16 protein-coding genes and 1 tRNA gene are annotated in these 19,482 nt (G+C 63.2%); 8 read left to right on the plus strand and 9 right to left on the minus strand.

The genetic code is table 11. The features are described 5' to 3' along the window. The first annotated feature begins 56 nt into the window (after positions 1-56). The 3 genes from PVV74_RS03545 to PVV74_RS03555 are packed head-to-tail and all read left to right on the plus strand — an operon-like array spanning position 57 to position 3,161. Positions 57-1,139, plus strand: a complete 1,083-nt coding sequence (locus PVV74_RS03545; protein ID WP_274592237.1) for an ABC transporter permease — start codon at positions 57-59, stop codon at positions 1,137-1,139. Continuing rightward, entirely contained in the window at positions 1,139-2,059 is a 921-nt protein-coding gene (locus PVV74_RS03550) for an ABC transporter permease (protein WP_103761783.1), read from the plus strand. Before PVV74_RS03545 ends, PVV74_RS03550 begins: the two co-directional genes overlap by 1 nt. A 28-nt stretch (positions 2,060-2,087) precedes the next feature. Continuing rightward, positions 2,088-3,161, plus strand: coding sequence for a BMP family ABC transporter substrate-binding protein (locus tag PVV74_RS03555; RefSeq protein WP_274592238.1), 1,074 nt, complete (start codon positions 2,088-2,090; stop codon positions 3,159-3,161). 473 nt (positions 3,162-3,634) lie between these two features. Here the strand turns inward: PVV74_RS03555 and PVV74_RS03560 are convergent, their stop codons facing one another. Then, positions 3,635-4,276 (minus strand): Hint domain-containing protein, encoded by a 642-nt coding sequence (locus PVV74_RS03560; RefSeq protein WP_274592239.1) that lies wholly within the window; start codon positions 4,274-4,276, stop codon positions 3,635-3,637. A gap of 193 nt (positions 4,277-4,469) precedes the next feature. Between PVV74_RS03560 and PVV74_RS03565 the strand changes: the two genes are divergently transcribed. The 3 genes from PVV74_RS03565 (at position 4,470) to PVV74_RS03575 (ending at position 7,406) form a co-directional block, all read left to right on the plus strand. Beyond that, positions 4,470-5,129, plus strand: a complete 660-nt coding sequence (locus tag PVV74_RS03565; RefSeq protein ID WP_274592240.1) for a DUF938 domain-containing protein — start codon at positions 4,470-4,472, stop codon at positions 5,127-5,129. After that, on the plus strand, positions 5,126-5,872 hold the full coding sequence (locus tag PVV74_RS03570) for a glycoside hydrolase family 25 protein (RefSeq protein WP_274592241.1): 747 nt from the start codon (positions 5,126-5,128) through the stop codon (positions 5,870-5,872). Before PVV74_RS03565 ends, PVV74_RS03570 begins: the two co-directional genes overlap by 4 nt. A gap of 412 nt (positions 5,873-6,284) precedes the next feature. Then, a complete protein-coding gene (locus PVV74_RS03575) occupies positions 6,285-7,406 on the plus strand; it encodes an acyltransferase family protein (protein ID WP_274592242.1) in 1,122 nt (373 codons plus the stop codon). Between the two features lie 175 nt (positions 7,407-7,581). Here PVV74_RS03575 and cysK read toward each other — a convergent pair whose 3' ends face one another. The 5 genes from cysK to PVV74_RS03600 form a co-directional block, all read right to left on the minus strand. Next, entirely contained in the window at positions 7,582-8,652 is a 1,071-nt protein-coding gene (cysK, locus tag PVV74_RS03580) for a cysteine synthase A (RefSeq protein WP_274592243.1), read from the minus strand. Between the two features lie 170 nt (positions 8,653-8,822). Continuing rightward, a complete protein-coding gene (locus tag PVV74_RS03585) occupies positions 8,823-11,330 on the minus strand; it encodes a GcvT family protein (protein WP_274592244.1) in 2,508 nt (835 codons plus the stop codon). Positions 11,331-11,482: 152 nt separating this feature from the next. Continuing rightward, on the minus strand, positions 11,483-13,189 hold the full coding sequence (locus PVV74_RS03590) for a hypothetical protein (RefSeq protein WP_274592245.1): 1,707 nt from the start codon (positions 13,187-13,189) through the stop codon (positions 11,483-11,485). A gap of 89 nt (positions 13,190-13,278) precedes the next feature. Continuing rightward, a complete protein-coding gene (ggt, locus tag PVV74_RS03595; RefSeq protein WP_274592246.1) occupies positions 13,279-15,069 on the minus strand; it encodes a gamma-glutamyltransferase in 1,791 nt (596 codons plus the stop codon). Between the two features lie 35 nt (positions 15,070-15,104). Continuing rightward, a complete protein-coding gene (locus PVV74_RS03600; RefSeq protein WP_103761791.1) occupies positions 15,105-16,091 on the minus strand; it encodes a 2-hydroxyacid dehydrogenase in 987 nt (328 codons plus the stop codon). A gap of 103 nt (positions 16,092-16,194) precedes the next feature. Between PVV74_RS03600 and PVV74_RS03605 the strand changes: the two genes are divergently transcribed. Together PVV74_RS03605 and PVV74_RS03610 are read left to right on the plus strand one after the other, a co-directional pair. After that, positions 16,195-16,698, plus strand: a complete 504-nt coding sequence (locus tag PVV74_RS03605) for an SH3 domain-containing protein (RefSeq protein WP_103761792.1) — start codon at positions 16,195-16,197, stop codon at positions 16,696-16,698. 95 nt (positions 16,699-16,793) lie between these two features. Then, positions 16,794-16,868 (plus strand) — tRNA-Gln (locus PVV74_RS03610). A gap of 172 nt (positions 16,869-17,040) precedes the next feature. Here the strand turns inward: PVV74_RS03610 and PVV74_RS03615 are convergent. From PVV74_RS03615 to PVV74_RS03625, 3 genes are read right to left on the minus strand one after another with little or no spacing between them, the layout of a single operon-like run. Further along, a complete protein-coding gene (locus PVV74_RS03615; RefSeq protein WP_274592247.1) occupies positions 17,041-18,681 on the minus strand; it encodes a recombinase family protein in 1,641 nt (546 codons plus the stop codon). Further along, a complete protein-coding gene (locus PVV74_RS03620) occupies positions 18,678-19,088 on the minus strand; it encodes a DUF2924 domain-containing protein (protein ID WP_274592248.1) in 411 nt (136 codons plus the stop codon). Before PVV74_RS03620 ends, PVV74_RS03615 begins: the two co-directional genes overlap by 4 nt. Continuing rightward, the gene (locus tag PVV74_RS03625; protein WP_274592249.1) at positions 19,078-19,380 is read right to left on the minus strand and encodes a DUF3489 domain-containing protein; all 303 of its coding nucleotides are present in this window, start codon (positions 19,378-19,380) and stop codon (positions 19,078-19,080) included. The genes PVV74_RS03620 and PVV74_RS03625 overlap by 11 nt, the downstream gene beginning before the upstream one ends. Positions 19,381-19,482 lie beyond the last annotated feature (102 nt).

Below are 19,482 nucleotides of genomic sequence, written 5' to 3' on the forward strand. Positions count from 1 at the left end.
GATATTTTCAGCCAGGGGAAGAAACGGCATTCCGCCCCCGGCACGGGATGCACCCCGTGCTGAAACTCGAGCGCCGCCCTCAGCCGTCCCGCACCTGGTCGGCGCTGGCCCCGGTGCTGGCGGTGCTGATCACCATGTTCGCCGGTGGCGCGATGTTCGCCGCGCTCGGGCAAGACCCGGTCGAGGCGATCCGCACGATCTTCTGGGAGCCGCTTTTCGGCGAATTTGCCCGCTTCGATCGCCCGCAACTTCTGGTAAAGGCCGCGCCCCTGACCCTCATCGCCATCGGCCTCGCGCTTGGCTTCCGGGCGAACATCTGGAACATCGGCGCCGAGGGGCAATACATCATCGGCGCGCTCACCGGCGCGGGCGTGGGGCTGGCTTTCTATCCCACCGAGTCCGCCCTGATCTTCCCACTGATGGTCGTCGCGGGCGCTGTTGGCGGCTGGGCCTGGGCCATGATCCCCGGCCTTCTGAAGGTCCGCTTCGGCACCAACGAGATCCTCGTGTCGCTGATGCTGGTCTACGTGGCCGAACAGCTTCTGGCCAAGATGGCGCTGGGCCTGCTGCGCAATCCCGAAGGCCGCGGCTTTCCCGGCTCGCGCAGCCTGCGCGATTATCCGTCGGCGCATAACGCCGAGATCTTCGCGGGGACCGGCATCCACTGGGGCGTCGTCGCCGCCCTGATCGCCGTGATCTTCGCCTACATCCTGCTCGCGCGGCACATGCTGGGCTTTCATATCAAGCTGTCGGGCCAAGCGCCCCGCGCCGCGCGGTTCGCGGGCGTGAACCCGGCGCGCCTGACGCTGATCTGCCTCGGAATTTCCGGCGCGCTGGCGGGGCTTGCCGGAATGTTCGAGGTCGCGGGCCCGGCAGGCCAGATCAATATCGACTTCAACGTGGGCTACGGCTTCACCGCCATCATCGTCGCATTCCTTGGCCGTCTGCACCCTGTCGGAATCCTGCTGGCAGCACTGCTGATGGCACTCACCTACATCGGCGGCGAGCTTGCCGAAACCAATCTCGGCCTGCCTGCCGCCGCGATCCAGATGTTCCAGGGCATGCTGCTCTTCTTCCTTCTGGCCGTGGACCTTCTGACCCATTTCCGCCTGCGCTGGCGCAGGGCCGAGGTCGCGTGATGGACCTTTCCGCGATCGACCCGACGCTGCTCCTGGCCTCGCTCATCGTGGCCTCCACGCCCATCCTGCTGGCCGCCCTCGGCGAACTTGTCGTGGAACGCGCAGGCGTGCTGAACCTCGGGGTCGAGGGAATGATGATCACCGGCGCGATCTGCGGCTTCGCCATCGCGGTCAACACCGGCTCGCCCGTCATCGGCTTCGTGGCCGCGGCCTTCGGCGGCGCCATCCTGTCGTTGCTCTTCGCGCTGCTGACGCAATTCGCGCTGGCCAACCAGGTTGCCTCCGGCCTTGCGCTCACGCTCTTCGGGCTGGGACTAAGCGCCCTTCTGGGCCAGGGCTACCAGGGCATCAAGCCCCCGCCGACGCGCAGTCTCGACATTCCCGTATTGTCGGACATCCCAGTCCTGGGCCCCATCCTCTTTTCCCATGACCTGATGGTCTATCTCGCGCTCGCGCTCGTCGCCGCCGTCTGGGCCATGCTGAAATATACCCGCGCCGGCCTGATCCTGCGCGCGGTGGGCGAAAACCACGATGCCGCGCACGCCCTGGGCTACAAGGTCGTGCGCGTGCGCCTCCTGGCGATCCTTTTCGGCGGCGCCTGCGCGGGGTTGGGCGGCGCCTACCTTTCCCTCGTGCGCGTTCCGCAATGGACCGAAGGCATGACCGCCGGTTCCGGCTGGATCGCGCTGGCGCTCGTGGTCTTCGCCAGCTGGAAAGCGGGCCGCGTTCTTCTGGGCGCCTGGCTTTTCGGCGGCATCTCGGTGCTGCAACTGAACCTCCAGCCCACCGGCATCCCGATCCCGGTCGAATACCTTTCCATGTCGCCCTACTTGATCACCATCCTCGTGCTGGTCATCATGTCCGGCGACAAATCCCGCGCACCCGGATCCCTGGGCCGCACGTTCCATGCCTCGCAATGAGGCCAACCACACCAACAGGGAGTTCTTCATGACCCTCACCCGCATCCTGAGCGCCGCCGCCCTGACGCTCGGCCTCGCCCTGCCCGCGCTGGCGCAAGACAAGACCAAGGTCGGCTTCATCTACGTCGGCCCCATCGGCGATGGCGGCTGGACCTATGAACACGACCAGGGCCGCCTCGCCGTCGAGGAACATTTCGGCGACCAGGTCGAAACCGTCTTCCAGGAAAGCGTGCCCGAGGGCAACGATGCCGAACGCGCGATCATGCAGATGGCGCGGCGCGGCGCGGACCTGATCTTCACCACGTCCTTCGGCTACATGGACAGCACGATCAACGTCGCCAGGGAATTTCCGGACGTGAAGTTCGAACATGCAACCGGCTACAAGACGGCCGAGAACGTCTCGGTCTACTCCGCCCGCTTCTACGAGGGCCGCGCAATCCAGGGCCATATCGCCGGCAAGATGACGGAATCGAACATCATCGGCTACATCGCCTCCTACCCCATCCCCGAGGTGATCCGCGGCATCAACGCCGCCTATATCCACGCCAAGAAGGTCAATCCTGATGTCGAGTTCAAGGTGATCTGGGCCTACACGTGGTTCGATCCCCCGAAAGAGGCCGACGCCGCCACCGCCCTCATCGACCAGGGCGCCGACGTGATCCTGCAACACACCGACAGCACCGCGCCCCAGGCCGCGGCGGAAAAGGCCGGGGGCGTCATCACCTTCGGCCAGGCCTCGGACATGGCCGAGTACAAGCCCACCCCGCGTGTGAGTTCCATCATCGACAACTGGGCGCCCTACTACATTGCCCGCACCCAGGCGGTGATCGACGGCACGTGGGAAAGCACCGAGACATGGGACGGCATCGCCCCTGGCATGGTCGAGATCGGCGAGATCACCGATGCCGTGCCCGCCGACGTCAAGGAAGAGGCTCTCGCGATGAAAGAGGCCATCGCGTCGGGGGACTACCACCCCTTCACCGGACCGCTGAACCGCCAGGACGGATCGGCCTGGCTGGCCGACGGCGAAGTGGCCGATGACGGCACGCTTCTCGGGATGGACTTCTTCGTCGAAGGCCTCACCGCCGAAATCCCTCAGTAAGTCGTGAGGGGCCGCCACTCCTGCCCATGCAGTGCAGAACACAGAGCTGTTCAGGGCGGCCCGATGACAAGCACCCCACGTCCGGGGCAAAGTTGGGGCGTGGGGTGCGATCGATAACGGCTTTACGGACAAGGCTTTTTTCGTGTCGCAAGCCGCGCGATTGTCAGACCGCGGGCTGGCGACCGACAGATCTTCGGTGCACTTTATCCCCGCAAACTCCGAGAAACTTCAGTTCGACACACCATCGGCACCCAATCGCCAGACCGGGGGGCGGTCTGGCGATCGCGCGGCGGCCTGCGGCCTTGATTCCGCGCGGCACAAAATTAGCGATAGCAAAAGGAGCTCCAAGCGGTCATTGCTCTCCGCGTCCGCTGCGAACTCTCGCTTTCATCATCCATTGCGAAGCCCCGCCAACCCAACGGGGCTTTCCTCTGTGGGGCATCGGGATGATGCCCTTTGGCACCGCCTTCGCTTCAGGCGACCCGGGACATGTACGCACTGGCCTTCGCCACCGGATGCGGCAGGCCGGGATAGGCACAGCGCCGGCGGTTCAGTTCCGGAAACAGGTCCTTCAGACGCTGCTGCGCGCCGATATCCAGAAGGTTCAGCGCCTTGGGCGACGGACGGAATGTCTCGATCGGCAGGCCTTCGGCGGTGATCACCTCGTGGCGATCAAAGACCAGGTTGTAATAGGTCACTTCCTCCGACGACCAGTCGGAATAGGCCGCGTCGCTGGCGGACGCGACACCATCGACCCGCATCAGGCAGCCGGGCTGGTCCTCCGCGCCTGCAATACGGTAGCCGGGGATCAGGACGCGGTGACCGCTCGCGATCCGCAAATCGCGGTTCGGCATCATCGGTCCGACCGCCCGCGGCTTCAGCCGGATGGGCGCCAGTTCGGGATGCTTGCGCATCTCCGCCGCCTTCACCGTCCAGGTCCAGATCATCCGCACCGGCTGCATTCCGTTATGCCGCACCAGTACCATGTCCCCGGGGTTCAGCATCTCCACACGCCGCCCGCCCAAAGGCGTGCGCACGTTCGCCTCACCGCAAATACCGGTCATGTAGCGCCGGTCGGTTCTGTCATTCACCGTGATCGAATCCACGTAGCCCATTTCGCACTCCAGTGAGTTTCCCATACGGAAACAAGGTCCGGGCGTAATGCGCCGCATTTGGGATCGAATTGAGGTAATATCGTGCCGGATACTCAATTTTCTTGGTGTTGCCTGGGGCCGGCGGCGCCACGGCCCAGATGACGCGCAGACACCGCCCCTTGATTCCGATACCGATCCCGTCCCAACTGTCGCCATGACAGACACGCCCCCCCGCATCTCCGTCGCCCACCAGGGGACAGGCGCCCGCCTGCACGCCCCTGCCGCCGAGCGCAACGCCGACGCCATCCTCGACCTGCTCAGGACCCACGCGCCAAACTCCGGCACCGCGCTCGAAATCGCCAGCGGCACGGGCCAGCACGTCACCCATTTCGCGACCCACCTTCCGGGCCTCACCTGGCAGCCCACGGATGTCACCCAGGACCGCCTCGCCTCCATCGCCGCGTGGTCCGCCGACGCGCCCGACGGGGCCATACGGCCACCGCTGCGCCTCGACGCCACCCAACCCGGCTGGTCTGCCACCCACAACGGGTTCGCCCTCATACTGCTGGTCAACCTGCTGCACCTGATCTCGACCGAGGCCGCCCGCACCCTCATCGCCGAGGCCGCCCGCGCCCTCGCCCCGGAGGGCCGCTTCATCGTCTACGGCCCCTTCCTGCGCGACGGCCGGGCCACCTCGGACGGCGATGCGCGATTCGACGCCGCCATCCGGGCCGATCATCCGGACGCGGGCTACAAGAACGACGCCGACATGCTACGCTGGACGGGCGAGTCAGGCTTGGATCTCATCGCCCGCACCGAGATGCCCGCCAACAACCTCGCCCTTGTATTGGTACGATCAAAGGACTGTTCATGATCCGGTTTCTCGTCGCCGCGCTGGCCCTCGTCACCCTTACCCTGACTTCCGCCTGCGCCGGGCCGCGCTATGGCGACAACGACCCCGTCGACTGGGACGGCCCGCCGCCCTGGAACTACGACATCCACGGCATCGACGTCGCCCGCTTCCAGAACGATATCGACTGGGCCCGCGTCGCGCAGTCCGGCATCGAATTCGCCTTCATCAAGGCAACCGAGGGCGGCGACCGCGTCGACCCCAAGTTCGCCCGCAACTGGGCCGGCGCGGGACGGGCCGGCATCCCGCGCGGGGCCTACCACTTCTACTATTTCTGTACCCCGCCCGAGGTGCAGGCCCGCTGGTTCATCCGCAACGTGCCCCGCGAAGGCGGAGCCCTGCCCCCGGTGATCGACCTGGAATGGAACCCATATTCGCCGACCTGCACCACCCGCCCGCCGGGGGCCGAGGTCCGCCGCCAGGCGCGCGTCTTCATGGACATACTCGAGCGCCACTACGGCCAGCGCCCGATCATCTACACCACGCTGGAATTCTACCGCCAGACCGGCATCGGCCAGTTGAACGAGGAATTCTGGCTGCGCTCCACCGCCAAGACCCTGCGCACCACCTTTCCCGGCCAAAGCTGGAGCTTCTGGCAATATACCGGCACCGGCGTCGTGCCGGGCGTGGCGGGCGGCGTCGACATCAACGTCTTTGCGGGAAACAGCAGCACCTGGCGCCGCTGGCTTCAGGCGCGCACCCGCTGATGCGGCGCGCCCCGAAGAATTCCCCTTAAGTCACACGGCTGCTTTGCCAACCTTGCTGACAGAACAAGGATCCGTTCGACGAGGGGCAGGACAAAGGCGACCATGCAACTCCTGCAAAAGGCTTAGGGCAGCCAGGGCATCAGCACAGTCACCTGATGCGTAGACGATCGTCACCGAACGAGGGATGCGATCATCCGCTAGGTGTTCGTCCACGTCGAGCCATTTTGGAACGCTGCTCGCGACGGTTCTCACCTTTAATTGCCAGAGCGCGCATAACCATTCCTGGCCCGGCGCATGGAATAACTTTTGCAACCATTGGCAAGCCGCGCTAGCGTTAGATTTTTAGTAGGGATTTATTAATGTCTGAGCCAGAAATGCCGTGCCAACTGCGGGTTCGTTATGTCGGTCAGTCATGGTGAGCAGTGACCTAAACCCAAAGCGCGACAGCCACCTTTACGGTCTCGATATCCTGAGGTTTATCGCGGCCCTTCTCGTGGTCTATTTCCATTTTGGATTGTTCAGTGATGCCGAACCAGCTTTTCCTGCGGCACAACAAGACCGAGCTTGGCCATGGATGGAGCAAGTCACCAGCCACGGGTGGGTCGGCGTTCAAGTATTCTTTGTCATCTCCGGATTTGTCATCGTCGCCAGTGCCGACCGGTCCGCACCAATCGAATTCCTCAAACACAGGGCGATCCGAATTCTTCCAGCGCTCTGGGTCTACACGTTCATTGCCTTCACGGTTAGGTATGTGGCAGGCGAACCCCTATCGCTCCTGCTCGACTCTTTTTTTAGGTCGATCATTCTTTTTCCAGTCGGTCCCTATATTGACGGTGTTATCTGGACTCTTGTCGTCGAAGCCATTTTCTATTCACTGATTGCCTTGCTTCTTGCTGTCCGGTTGCGAATGCCCAACTTCGACATTTTCCAAGCTTGCGCGATTACCCTTGGCCTTGCCAGCACCTGCTATTTGGCTATCTTGGGCATTCTTTCTCTGATGGAGCCCATCGGCAATGCAGGAAGGCTCCAGAGCCTTCTGGATCGGTACTTTTTCAGTGTTCTCCTGCTTCGCCATGGCGTCTTCTTCGCAATTGGTATGCTTGTGTGGAGAAGCGAAAAGGACGGGTACAACGCCCTGCGAAGTTCCCTGCTGTTGTTGTACGTTGGCGCAGCAATACTCCAAATCGTGCTTCAGGCGAACGGTCACAATCCGGTCGCGCCGGTGATTATCTGGGGCGGAATGCTCGTTTTCTTCGTCATTAGCCTGCGGCACAATTCCACTGTGAAAAGAGTCGGATCTTCATCACTTCTCCGGAACCTCGGCAACTTGTCCTACCCGATCTATCTCGGTCACTTCGTGATCGGGATGCACCTGATTCCGGCCATAGGGGAGTACGTTCGTCAGGACCTTTTGCTCCTGTTGATCGCATCCGCCATCGTGTTCGGGTTGGCTTGGGCAGTCATGGTCGGGCCGGAGCGCCTTTTGCAAACCTCGGCCAAGGCTCGCCTGCTTGGCGTCCCCGCCGCACGTTAGGAGTTCATCCGCACCGTTTGCAGCTGCCCCACGAACCCATTCTTATCCCGACGCTTGAGCTGCAACTTACCTCGTCATGCACAAAGCGAACTGAAAAGGATTACGCCTTAACTTGAGATCACCAAGTGGACGCCCGTTTCATCCCGCAACGCCGACATCCGAATTTCCGACGCCCCTACCCCATCTGCGCCGAAGACGTGGAGCGTGAAAGCTCGGCCTCTTCCTCGGTCATCTCCTCCGGCACGCCCTCGAACAGCGGGGTCGACAGGTAACGCTCTCCGGTATCGGGCAGCATCACCAGGATCACCGCCCCCTCCGGCGCGGTCTCGGCCACCTGCATCCCCACGGCGAAACTCGCGCCGCCGGAAATGCCGGTAAAGATGCCTTCCTCCGCCGCCAGCCGACGCGCCCATTTCACGCCATCGGCCCCGGCAACCGGGATCAACTCGTCATAATAGTTGTTGTCGATCGCCTCCTGGATCACGTAGGGAATGAAATCCGGCGTCCAGCCCTGGATCGGATGCGGCTCGAAATTCAGGTGACTTTCCGTGGGCTGATGCTGGTCGTTGCGGGTGTTCACATAACCCGAACTGATGATCGCCGCATTGGCCGGCTCGCTGAGGATGATCTTCGTATCGGGCCGCTCTTTGCGCAGCACCCGCGCCACGCCCGTCACCGTGCCGCCGGTACCATAGCCCGTCACCCAGTAATCCAGCCGTTCCCCCTCGAAATCCCCCATGATCTCGCGCGCCGTGGTGGCCTCGTGGATATCGGCGTTGGCCGCCGTCTCGAACTGGCTCGCCAGGAACCAGCCGTTTTCCTCGGCCAGTTCCTTGGCCTTGGTGTACATGCCGAACCCCTTCAGCGCCTTCGGCGTCAGCACCACCTTCGCCCCCAGCATCCGCATCAGCTTGCGCCGCTCGACCGAGAAACTCTCGGCCATCGTGACCACCAGCGGATAGCCCTTGGCCGCGCAGACCATCGCCAGCCCGATTCCAGTGTTGCCCGACGTCGCCTCGACCACCGTCTGTCCGGGCGCCAGGCTCCCATCCGCCTCGGCGGCCTCGATGATGTTCAGCGCCAGCCGGTCCTTGACCGACGCCGCCGGGTTGAACGCCTCGGCCTTGACGTAGACGGTCACGCCCTTGGGCGCGATGCGGTTCACACGGATGACGGGCGTGTCGCCCACCGTGTCCAGAACGCTGTCATAGCGGCACCCGCGCCCGCTGGTTTTTCGGCTTGTCATGGTATCCTCCCGAGATCTGGTTTTCCCCAGAGTCGTAACACATTTCAACCGCGTTTGGGACGCTCCATTAAGAAACGCGCCGGTGCGCAAGCCACCGACACGTTACCACTGAAATACCGACGTGATACCGACCCGGGTTTCAGCCGTTAACACCCCGATTCGCGCATCCCTCACCCATCCTTGCGGATGGTCTCGTTCTTGGGATCATACGGGCTGTCACAGGTCACGGTCGCGTCCCACAGATTGTCGAACATCTTGACCTTCAGTTTCGTACCCTCGACCGCCAGGTCAGGGGTCACGTAGCCCATACCGATCGACTTGCCGAAATGCACCGAATACCCACCCGAGGTCAGCCGCCCGACCCGCGTGCCATCCTCGGTGTAAAGCACCTCGCGGCCCCACGGATCGGCATCTTCCGGCCCGTCGATCAGCAGCGTGCAGCACTTCGAGCGAACACCGGTTTCCTGCAATTTATCCTTGCCGTGAAAGTCTTTATCCAGATCGACAAAGCGCGGCAGATCGGCCTCCAGCGGGGTCGCGTCGCGGCCCAGCTCGTTGCCGAAGGCGCGATAGGATTTCTCCTGCCGCAGCCAGTTCTGCGCCCTGGCGCCGACCAGCTTCATGCCGTGCTTTTCGCCTGCTTTCTCCAGCAGATCGAACAGGTAGTTCTGCATCTCCATCGGGTGATGCAACTCCCAGCCCAGCTCGCCGGTATAGGCCACGCGGATCGCCTTTACCGGGCACATGCCCAGCTCGATCTCGCGGCAAGACAGCCACGGAAAACGCTTGTTGCTCAGTGCAGTAGCCGGATCGGCATCCTTGATCACCTCGTTCAGAACGTCGCGCGACTTCGGCCCCGCGATGGCGAACACACCCCATTGCGTGGTCACGTCCTGGATCTCGATATACCCGAACTCCTCGGCCTTCTCCTCGGCCGCCTTGCGCAGGTAATCGGCGTCGTATTCCGTCCAAGCCCCTGCCGAGACACAATAATACGCGTTCTCACCGGTCCGGACGATCGTGTATTCCGTGCGCGTCGTGCCATGATCCGTCAGCGCGTAGGTCAGGTTGATGCGACCCACCTTGGGCAGCTTGTTGCAGGTGAACCAGTCCAGGAACGCCGTCGCCCCGGGCCCCTTCACCACGTGCTTGGTGAATGCGGTCGCATCGATCAGGCCCACGCCGTTGCGCACCGCTTCCGCCTCGGCCTTGGTATGCTCCCACCAGCCGCCACGGCGGAAGGACCGCGCGTCGTGGTCGAAATTATCATCGGCGTCCAAGGGCCCGAAATAGTTGGGTCTTTCCCATCCGTTGACGAACCCGAACTGCGCGCCGCGCGCCTTCTGCCGGTCATAGGCCGGGGCAGTCCGCAGCGGGCGGCAAGCGGGCCGTTCCTCGTCGGGGTGGTGCAGGATATAGACGTGCTCGTAGGCTTCCTCGTTCTTGCGCGCGGCGAACTCGGTCGTCATCCAATTGCTGGAATACCGCTTGGGATCAAGGCTCGCCATGTCGATCTCGGCCTCGCCCTCGACCATCAGCTGCGCAAGGTAATAACCCGTGCCGCCAGCCGCCGTGATGCCAAAGCTGAAACCCTCGGCCAGCCACATGTTGCGCAGCCCCGGCGCGGGGCCAACCAGCGGGTTGCCATCCGGCGTATAGCAGATCGGACCGTTGTAATCGTCTTTCAAACCAACGGTTTCCGTCGACGGGATCCGGTGGATCATCGACATGTATTCTTCCTCGATCCGCTCCAGGTCGAGCGGGAAGAGGTCGGCGCGGAACGTGTCCGGCACCGAGTATTCGAACCGTGCGGGCGCGTTCAGCTCGTAGGGGCCAAGGATCCAGCCGCCACGCTCTTCGCGGACATACCACTTGGCGTCGGCGTCGCGCAGAACCGGGTGCTCCTCGCCGCCGTCCTGGCGGTACTTGACCAGCTCGGCATCGGGCTCGGTCACGATGAACTGGTGCTCCACCGGGATCGCCGGCATCTTGATGCCCAGCATCCGCGCGGTGCGCTGCGCGTGGTTGCCGCTGGCGGTCACAACATGTTCTGCAGACACGACAATCTGCTCTTCCGAAGGCACCAGGTTGCCACCCTTCTCGACCATCTTGGTCAGCGTCACGTCCCAGTGATCGCCCTTCCACTCAAAGCCGTCGGCCTGCCATTTCCGCTCGATCGTCACGCCGCGCTGACGGGCGCCCTTGGCCATCGCCATGGTGACATCGGCGGGGTTGATGTAGCCATCGGTCGGGTGATAGATCGCGCCTTCCAGATCGTCGGTATTGACCAGCGGCCACCGCTCCTTGATCTGCGCGGGCGTCATCCACTCATAGGGCACGCCACAGGTCTCGGCGGTCGAGGCGTAAAGCATATATTCATCTATACGCGCTTTGCTCTGGGCCATGCGCAGGTTGCCCACGACCGAGAAGCCGGCATTCAGGCCGGTCTCTTCTTCGAGGGTCTTGTAGAACTTGATCGAGTAGTCATGAATATGCGTCGTCGCATAGGACATGTTGAAATAGGGCAGCAGGCCCGCGGCGTGCCAGGTCGAGCCGGAGGTCAGCTCGTCACGCTCGATCAGCATCACGTCTTCCCAGCCTGCGCGGGCCAGATGATAGGCGATCGAGGTCCCGACGGCACCGCCGCCCACGATCAAGGCTTTGACTTGTGTTTTCATGACATCCGACTCCCTTGGCAGGCATGCTGGCGAGCGTTGTATCACGCCTGTAAACATGCGGCGGGTCCATCCGACATGTCACAGAACAAAAACGACGCACCGCACCCATACTGGGACACGGTGCGTTCAGGTTTCGTTAAAACAGGTCTGGTTTAGTCGCAGAAGCTTCCGACGCAGCGTTGACCCGAGCCGGAGCTGCCGTTGGAAAGTTCAAGCCGCTTGGGCTTGGCCGCCGGTTCTGTTCGTTGAGGTGTCAGCGTTGTCACTTCCTCTCCGCCGGTGACCTGGTTGATCAGCTTGGACAGAAGACCGTTGGGTTGCACACCCTTGGATGTGTCGCATTCCAACCGCAGCGCGCCCATGTCGAAGCTGCAACTGCCCTGCGGCAGGTCGTGCTTGCGCTCAAAGCCCGAGGCGGCGATGGCCATGCCCATCTCCATTTCCTCATCCGTTGCATTGCGGGCCGCGCGGAAGGACTCGAACTCGACAAGGTCGATGGCCTTGGAATAGATCATGCCGGTGTCGCGGTCGCTTTTGCCTTCGTCTACCTGCATCAGGATCTTGCCGCTGGCCGAGTCGTCCATGTCCCGCGCCCGGTTGGCGGCGGCAATCGCCGCTGTGTCACGCGCATTCGACGTTTGCCCGGTCGAGACCGGCATGTTCGTGTCTCCGCTCAGCGCGGCAAGCTCGGCCTGCAACTCGGGCGACGTTTCCGGCTCGGGCGCATTTGCGGCGCGGGCGGCGGCGGCGGCGGTCTCGGCATCGGCCACCATCATCACCGTGTCGACCATCTGCTTGACCTCTGCCTGCACGACCTCGGCGGACTTGCCCGCCATCACGGCCTCGCGTCCGCGGAAATACCCCAGTTCTATAAGCCCGCTCAGGTCGGTGACCTTGCCACCGGTAATGTCCACATCACCGCCCTGCCCACCAAGGCGCATCGAGTAGGCGCTTAGAACCATGGCCCCGGTATCGATGTTCTCGATCTTGTACTGGGCTTCCAGCGCTCGCAGGCTCAGGAACTCCGATTTCAGACGGCGCAATTCCATGCTCAGCGCGGCCGGGTCGATGCCGTCGGCCAAGCTGACATCATTGCCGACACTGGGCACCGGACGCGGCAGCAGGTCGTTCAGGCCGTCATAGTCGATCCGGCTCAGGATTTCTTGCGTGGCTTCGCGCGATGCGTTGGCGTGGACCCGCAGGTGCACCTCGTTGCCGAAACCGATCGACCCTTCAAGATAGCGGAAATGATAGGGACGATCGCCATCATGCCCCAACTTCTCGGTCAGGCCGAAACCGCCGGTCACGCCGTATCCCACATTGCGTTCGAATGCGTCCATCATGGTACCATCCATGGCGCTGGCCACGATACCGAACAGCGAGTTCGAACTGGGCCGTTCGACCAGCCGAACCTCGACAAATACTGTTTCCGTGCCGCGTTGATAGATCCACGACCGCGTCGCGCGTTCCTTCAGCTGCTTGACGTGGTCGCGCGCCTCCATCTGTTGCATCAAGCCCTTGCCGGCGGAGTTGCTCATGGAGCCGTCCAGCCCAGCCTCGGGTGGCAGAATCGCACTGTCGTCGCCTTCCAGTAGGGCACGCCGCTCCCATCCCTCGGGCGCCTCGGGCAGGAAAACCAGGCCACCTTGGCGCCACCGGCTCTTGCGCTCGCGTTCGGCATGTTCGGCCAGTTTCTCTTCCTTGGCGGAACTGAACCGGTTCGGAATGGTCTCGATATACGCGCCGGGCGTCATCTCGCCCAACAAAAAGCCGGCCCTGTTCGACTGATCGTAGTAATCGACCCCGGCCAGGATGGTCCCGGCGGTCAGAACGAACCCGATGGAATAAGCGTTGATCATGCACTGCTCCACAAAATGCTTGCGGAAGGTGATGCCAGCCAATTCGGGCAGGAATTGGATGGCTGCGGGGCGATTTCCCGGCGCAGACCCTACTCGCCCAGAGCGATCCCCTCGCGTCGCGGGTCGGCGCCACCCTGCAACGTCTCACCGATGGAAATCGCGTGCAGGCCCGAAACAAGGACCTGCGGCGCCACATCGAACCCCAGCGCCGTCAGGCCCGGCAGCAGGTCCAGCGCCTCGGTCCCGGCCTCCACATCGTAGGTGCCGAACCTGTTGACCAGGTGCGGCAGCGCAACCGCGCTCTGCACATCCATGCCCCAGTCCAGGTAAGCGACGATCGTCTTGGCGACATACCCGATGATACGACTGCCCCCAGGGCTTCCGACGGCCAGTACAGGCGCTCCGTCCTGCATTACGATCGTCGGCGCCATCGACGACCGGGGCCGCTTGCCCGGCGCCACGCCGTTTGCCACGGGCCGCCCGTTCTCATGGCTGACGAACGAGAAATCGGTCAGTTCGTTGTTCAGCATGAACCCCCGCACCATCAGCCGGGACCCGAAAGCGTTCTCGATCGTCGTGGTCATCGAAGCGACATTCCCGAAGCGGTCGACAATCGAGATATGCGACGTCGAGGGAAACTCGATCGACACATCGTCCGCAAGATCAAGCGCATGGTCGAATTCAGGTTCTCCGGCGGCAACTTCCTGCAACGCCGCGTCTCCTTCCAGAAGCCGGGAACGTTTGTGCAGATAGTCTTGATCCAGCAGCCCCTTGACGGGCACCGGCACATAATCGCTGTCCGCCATGTATCGGCCCCGGTCCGCAAAGGCCAACCGGCTTGCATCTCCGATCAACCGCCACGCCTCTATGCTATCGGGTCGCATTGCGCCCATGTCGAACGGCGCGAGCAGTCCAAGGATCTGCCCCACGGTCAGGCCGCCGGAAGAAGGCGGGCCCATCCCGCAGACATCAACCCCCCTGTAGGGCGCGCAGACCGCCTCGCGCTGCTCCACGCTGTAGATCGCAAGGTCGACCTCATCCATCACCCCCGGATTGCCATCAGCCCCCTTGACCGCCGCGACGATGTCAGCCGCGATGTCGCCCGTATAAAAGGGCGTGGGACCTTCTGCGGAAAAAAGGCGCAGCGTCTCGGCATAGTCCGGGTTCTTCAGGATCGCACCGGCCAGCAAACGCTCGCCGCCAGGGAAGAAGTAGTCTCTCGTGGCCCGGGTGCCGAAAAGCCGGATCGCGTCCTGTGCCACCATCGCGGCCAGGCGCGGCGACACCTCAAACCCGTCCTCCGCCAGCGCGATGGCCTCTGTAAACAGGCTGTCCCACGTGGCGCGTCCCCACTTGGCATGCGCCTCCGCCAACAGCGCGGGCGTGCCGGGCACACCCACCGACCGACCGCCCACGACCGCGTCGTAAAACGCCAAGGGCTGGCCCGCCGCGTCCTGGAACAGCGTGGGGGTGGCGGCCATAGGCGCAGTCTCTCGCCCATCCAATGTGGTCAATTCCCCGCTTTGCGCATCATACCATACGAGGAACGCCCCACCGCCCAGGCCCGAGCTTTGCGGCTCCACCAGCCCCAGCACCAGTTGGACCGCCACCAGCGCATCCGCCGCCGTGCCGCCCTCGCGCAGGACTCGCGCGCCGGCTTCGACCGCCAGCGGATTGGCCGCCGCCACCATCCAATCCCGCGCCTCGACCGGACGCCCCGCAGCTTTCGCCTCCAGCGCCGCAGCCACCGCCTCGGATGTGTTAACCGCGCCGGCGCCCGCGCCTTCGGGCTGGACCGCGTCGGCGGCCTGCTGGGCCTCCGCCATCCCGGCCAGGAACGGGACAAGGCACAAAGCCAAGCTGGCAAGAAAGAGACGCATTCCAATTCTCCGGCGTTTTCCGCCCAAGCTGGCGGTTACAGCATCGAGGGCACGACCTGGTCCGGCGGACGGTGTCCATCATCGAAGGTCTTGATATTCAGGAGCACCTTTTCGCCCATTTCAAGCCGCCCTTCGACCGTGGCGGATCCCATATGAGGCAGCAGAACAACATTCTTGAGATCGCGCAGACGCGGGTTAATAGCGCTCGCATTCTCGTACACGTCCAAACCGGCACCGGCGATTTCTCCGGCTCGCAGCATCCGCGTCAAGGCGTTCTCGTCCACGACTTCGCCCCGGCTGGTGTTCACCAGCACAGCGTCGGGTTTCATCAATTTCAGCCGCCGCGCATTCATAAGGTGAAAGGTCGACGGCGTGTGCGGGCAGTTGACGCTCAGCACGTCCATCCGCGCCACCATCTGATCAAGGCTTTCCCAATAGGTCGCGCCAAGTTCGTCCTCGATCTCGGCCCGCAACCTGTGCCGGTTGTGATAATGCACCTGCATTCCAAACGCTGCGGCCCGTCGCGCCACCGCCTGCCCGATACGGCCCATACCCAGGATACCTAGGCGCCGCCCGGCGATGCGTCCGCCCAGCATCGCCGTGGGCGACCAGCCGGGCCAGTCCTCTCTCTGCATCATCGAGAGCCCCTCGGGGATTCGCCGGGTCACGCTCAGGATCAGCGCCATGGTCATATCGGCCGTGTCGTCGGTCAGCACACCGGGCGTGTTCGACACCAGAATGCCGCGCTGGCGGGCAGTATGCACGTCGATATGGTCGACACCGGCACCGTAGTTCGCGATCAGTTTCAGCCGTTCACCCGCCTGCCCGATCAGGCCGCCATCAATATGGTCGCTCAGCGTCGGCACCAGGACATCGGCGGTCTTGAGCGCTTCGACCAAGGCCTCGCGGCTCATCGGCGTGTCGTCCTCGCGCAACGTGACGTCGAACAATTCCTGCATGCGTCGTTCGACGATCTCCGGCAGGCGTCGCGTTACGACAACACTCAGTCGTCCAGATGCCATGAAGCGTCTCCCCCGTCTTCCATACTGCGCTTTCTTCTGTACAGTGACGCAGGACGCCTCGGGGCACAAGAACCCCGGGTCAGATGAGTGAGCAGTAAGTATAATGAAACGGATTTCCGCCTGCATAGGCGCCGCCTTGATCGCGGCGCTGGGCCTGCCCGCCCTTGCCCAGGAAGAGGAACGCGGGCCTGTCACAAACCTGCCCCTTCCGCGTTTTGTCTCGATGAAGGCCGCCGAAGGCAACGTGCGCCGTGGTCCCAGCCTGACGCACCGTATCGACTGGGTTTTCAAGCGCCGCGACCTACCGCTGGAAATTACCGCAGAGCATGGCCACTGGCGCCGGGTGCGCGACCGCGACGGCCAAGGCGGCTGGGTGCACTACTCGCTTCTGTCGGGGACCCGCACCGTGATCGTCGAGGACGATATGGTGAACCTCTTTTCCAAGCCCTATCCGAATTCCATGGTCGTGGCGCAACTTGAGATGGGCGTCGTCGCACGGATCGACGAATGCGCGCTCGAGTGGTGCCGTCTGATGGCAGGAGGCTATCGTGGCTGGGCGCAGAAGTCGGCATTGTGGGGCGTGGAACCAGACGAGATTCTCGAATGATTCCGCGCCGTCGGGCATTCACAGCCGATCGGTCAAATAATTTCATCTCGGGCCTTGAACCGCGTCAAAGAGCAGAGTAATTAGCGCGGCACTGTTGGGGTGTAGCCAAGCGGTAAGGCATCGGTTTTTGGTACCGTGTATCGTAGGTTCGAATCCTACCACCCCAGCCACGCACTTTCTGCAATTCAGACCATGCAAGGTAGACTCGGCATTCTGCCGTGGTTTCAAAGCCTTGCCAGAGGGGCGCGTTCCCCGAGACCGGAATGTGGCCCGCAAATGGCCAGCAAATACGACAAAGTCTCAGGTCGCCAATTTCGCCATACGAGGTTGAGAAGAGAGGGATCAGAGAGTCGCCAGAAGCTGGCGCTGCTCGGACCAGTCGGATGGCAGGTCATGCCGCAGGCACCACTCGGATGTGAAACCGATGGGTTGCCGACCTTCAAGTGTATCGCGAACGATGTCGGGCGCGAGGAAGGCGAGGCCGACCAGTTGCTGAATGCGGCGCTTTGAAGTGGCTTCTTTGGCGGCGATCTCCGAGACCGTCTCGCCCTCCTTGATCCTCTCGAACCAGGCATGCGCCTTCGCGATGTTGCGGATCAGAGTGTCATCTGTCCCTGACGGGGCATCGTTGAGGATGATCTTCGTTTCCACCCCGCGCTTGCGCAGCTGGAACGGAAAGGATCGGTCGAGACGGGTTTGATCGAGATCGTCCGGATCGATGCCGAGCAGCTCGGCCAGGGTCCCGGCGTCAAGCCGCAGGTCAAGCTGTCCGGGCATGATGTCGATCCGATCCACCAGGCCGAGAAGCATCGTTGGATCTGCATCGGCAGCATGAGCGGCCAGCGTTGCGGCATGCCGACCGATGGCATCGGCGGACGCGCCCCGTACGAGCTTCGCCGCGAAGCCATGCTTGGCAAGCATCATCTGGACGAGCTTGCCGACCTTGGTCTCAAACTCCTCGGCAGGGAGACGCCAGGTATCAGAGTGAGCCTCTCCCGCCTGCGCGACCAGCCGATGAGAGATGTAATAACGCAGGCGCACGCCCTTCCTTGTCTTCGAATGCGACGGCGTGAGTCGGTCCCCGGTCTCGTCGAAGAGCTTGCCGCAAAGCAGGCTCTTGCGCCTAGCCGTTGAAGATCGGCGACTGCGGGCGGCGCCTGCCTGAAGCTGCGCCTGCACCTTGTCCCAGCTGTCTGGTTCGATGATGGCAGGATGGGCGCCGTCGAAGACCTTGTCGCGGTGCCGGATCCGCCCGGCATAGATCGGGTTGGTCAGGATGTGATGGATATGACCGCGGTCGAAGGGAGTGCCGCCCGTCACCTGACCAGATGTGGTCTTCCGGCGTCGGCTTCTGAGACCCAGCCGGTTCGCCTCTTCCTTGACAGCGCGGACCGTGCCTAGCCGCTCGTAGAGATCGTAGAGCGTTCTGATCGTAGCGGCTTCGGCCTGGTTGATCTTCAGCGTTCGGCCATCGGGGTCGTAGCCCATTGGGACCTGCCCGCCCATCCAGAGGCCTTTCCGCTTCGAGGCCGCGATCTTGTCCCGGATCCGCTCCGCCGTCACCTCACGCTCGAACTGGGCGAAGGACAGGAGCATGTTCAGCGTCAGCCGCCCCATGCTGGTGGCGGTGTTGAACGACTGCGTGACCGAGACGAAGGAGGCACCGGCCTCATCCAGCACATCGACGATCTTCGCGAAGTCCGCCAACGACCGGGTCAGCCGGTCGATCTTGTAGACGACGATCTGATCCACCCTGCCCTCGCGCACATGCTCCATCAGGCGCTGCAGCGCAGGCCGCTCGAGAGAGCCACCGGAGAGGCCACCGTCGTCGAAGGCGTCGGGCAGCATCACCCAGCCCTCGTGCTTCTGGCTGGCGATGTAGGCGCTGCACGCGTCCCGCTGGGCATGGAGCGAGTTGAACTCCTGCTCCAGCCCGTCCTCGGAACTCTTGCGGGTGTAGACGGCGCAGCGGATCTTCTTCATGCGCCGCCCCCTGCCCCGCGATCGAGACCGAAGAAGCGCGGTCCGGACCAGTTGGTTCCGGTGATATGCCGTGCAATGGCCGAGAGCGATCTCCAGCTTCGACCTTCAAGGTGATAGCCTGTGTCCGTCACCTCGACCTGGTAGGTGCGGCCATTCCACTCCCGGACGAGATGGGCTCCGGGCTTGAGACTGCCGCGCGAGGCCTCCGCGACCGGCTGCCCGCCGGCAACACGTGTCAGGGTCTTGCGCGTCGCCGGAGACAATCCTCCGTGGCGACGGCATTGCGCCTCGTGGGCCAGCGCCTTCTCCATGAAGGCCATCGAGAGGTACGGTGGAGGAGGAAATCCGAAGATCTCCTCCCAAAGCGCCTTGGCGCGGTTTCTTTCCGGGTGTGGCTTACCCGGCATGGGCGACCTCCGCAGAACCGGAGGTCTGTCGTTTGGCTTCAGGCTCCGCCGTGATGCGATAGCGCGTCGGCTTGCCGTCCTCCAACTTTGTCGCCGCGATCTCGAAGCCGGCCTTGCGCAGGCCGGTGAGCGCGGCGCGCGTCGTATGGCTCTGCCAGCCCAGCTTCTTGCTGAGCGCCGTAATGTCGGACCCGGTCTTGCTCTGCAGCATCCGGATCAGTTGCGCCTTCTTCGTCGTTCGGACTTTGCCTGCCACTGTCTTTTTCGGCTTTTGGGATTGCTGTGCGGTCATGATTGTCTCCTTTTGCTCGGTTCCAGGAGCGTGTTGCTCCTGCTACCGGGCAGAGCCCAGAGGTCCGGGCGAAGATCATGACGCGGGCGACTTGAGCGCGTC

The sequence above is a fragment of the Roseovarius sp. SK2 genome, from assembly GCF_028807495.1.
Classification (GTDB): domain Bacteria; phylum Pseudomonadota; class Alphaproteobacteria; order Rhodobacterales; family Rhodobacteraceae; genus Roseovarius; species Roseovarius confluentis.

What these genes read in the sequence shown, in the direction of transcription:
- PVV74_RS03550 (WP_103761783.1), top strand. Translation starts at nt 1,139, where the DNA reads ATGGACCTTTCCGCGATCGACCCGACGCTGCTCCTGGCCTCGCTCATC.
- PVV74_RS03555 (WP_274592238.1), top strand. Translation starts at nt 2,088, where the DNA reads ATGACCCTCACCCGCATCCTGAGCGCCGCCGCCCTGACGCTCGGCCTC.
- PVV74_RS03560 (WP_274592239.1), bottom strand. Translation starts at nt 4,276, where the DNA reads ATGGGCTACGTGGATTCGATCACGGTGAATGACAGAACCGACCGGCGC.
- PVV74_RS03565 (WP_274592240.1), top strand. Translation starts at nt 4,470, where the DNA reads ATGACAGACACGCCCCCCCGCATCTCCGTCGCCCACCAGGGGACAGGC.
- PVV74_RS03570 (WP_274592241.1), top strand. Translation starts at nt 5,126, where the DNA reads ATGATCCGGTTTCTCGTCGCCGCGCTGGCCCTCGTCACCCTTACCCTG.
- PVV74_RS03575 (WP_274592242.1), top strand. Translation starts at nt 6,285, where the DNA reads ATGGTGAGCAGTGACCTAAACCCAAAGCGCGACAGCCACCTTTACGGT.
- cysK (WP_274592243.1), bottom strand. Translation starts at nt 8,652, where the DNA reads ATGACAAGCCGAAAAACCAGCGGGCGCGGGTGCCGCTATGACAGCGTT.
- PVV74_RS03585 (WP_274592244.1), bottom strand. Translation starts at nt 11,330, where the DNA reads ATGAAAACACAAGTCAAAGCCTTGATCGTGGGCGGCGGTGCCGTCGGG.
- PVV74_RS03590 (WP_274592245.1), bottom strand. Translation starts at nt 13,189, where the DNA reads ATGATCAACGCTTATTCCATCGGGTTCGTTCTGACCGCCGGGACCATC.
- ggt (WP_274592246.1), bottom strand. Translation starts at nt 15,069, where the DNA reads ATGCGTCTCTTTCTTGCCAGCTTGGCTTTGTGCCTTGTCCCGTTCCTG.
- PVV74_RS03600 (WP_103761791.1), bottom strand. Translation starts at nt 16,091, where the DNA reads ATGGCATCTGGACGACTGAGTGTTGTCGTAACGCGACGCCTGCCGGAG.
- PVV74_RS03605 (WP_103761792.1), top strand. Translation starts at nt 16,195, where the DNA reads ATGAAACGGATTTCCGCCTGCATAGGCGCCGCCTTGATCGCGGCGCTG.
- PVV74_RS03615 (WP_274592247.1), bottom strand. Translation starts at nt 18,681, where the DNA reads ATGAAGAAGATCCGCTGCGCCGTCTACACCCGCAAGAGTTCCGAGGAC.
- PVV74_RS03620 (WP_274592248.1), bottom strand. Translation starts at nt 19,088, where the DNA reads ATGCCGGGTAAGCCACACCCGGAAAGAAACCGCGCCAAGGCGCTTTGG.
- PVV74_RS03625 (WP_274592249.1), bottom strand. Translation starts at nt 19,380, where the DNA reads ATGACCGCACAGCAATCCCAAAAGCCGAAAAAGACAGTGGCAGGCAAA.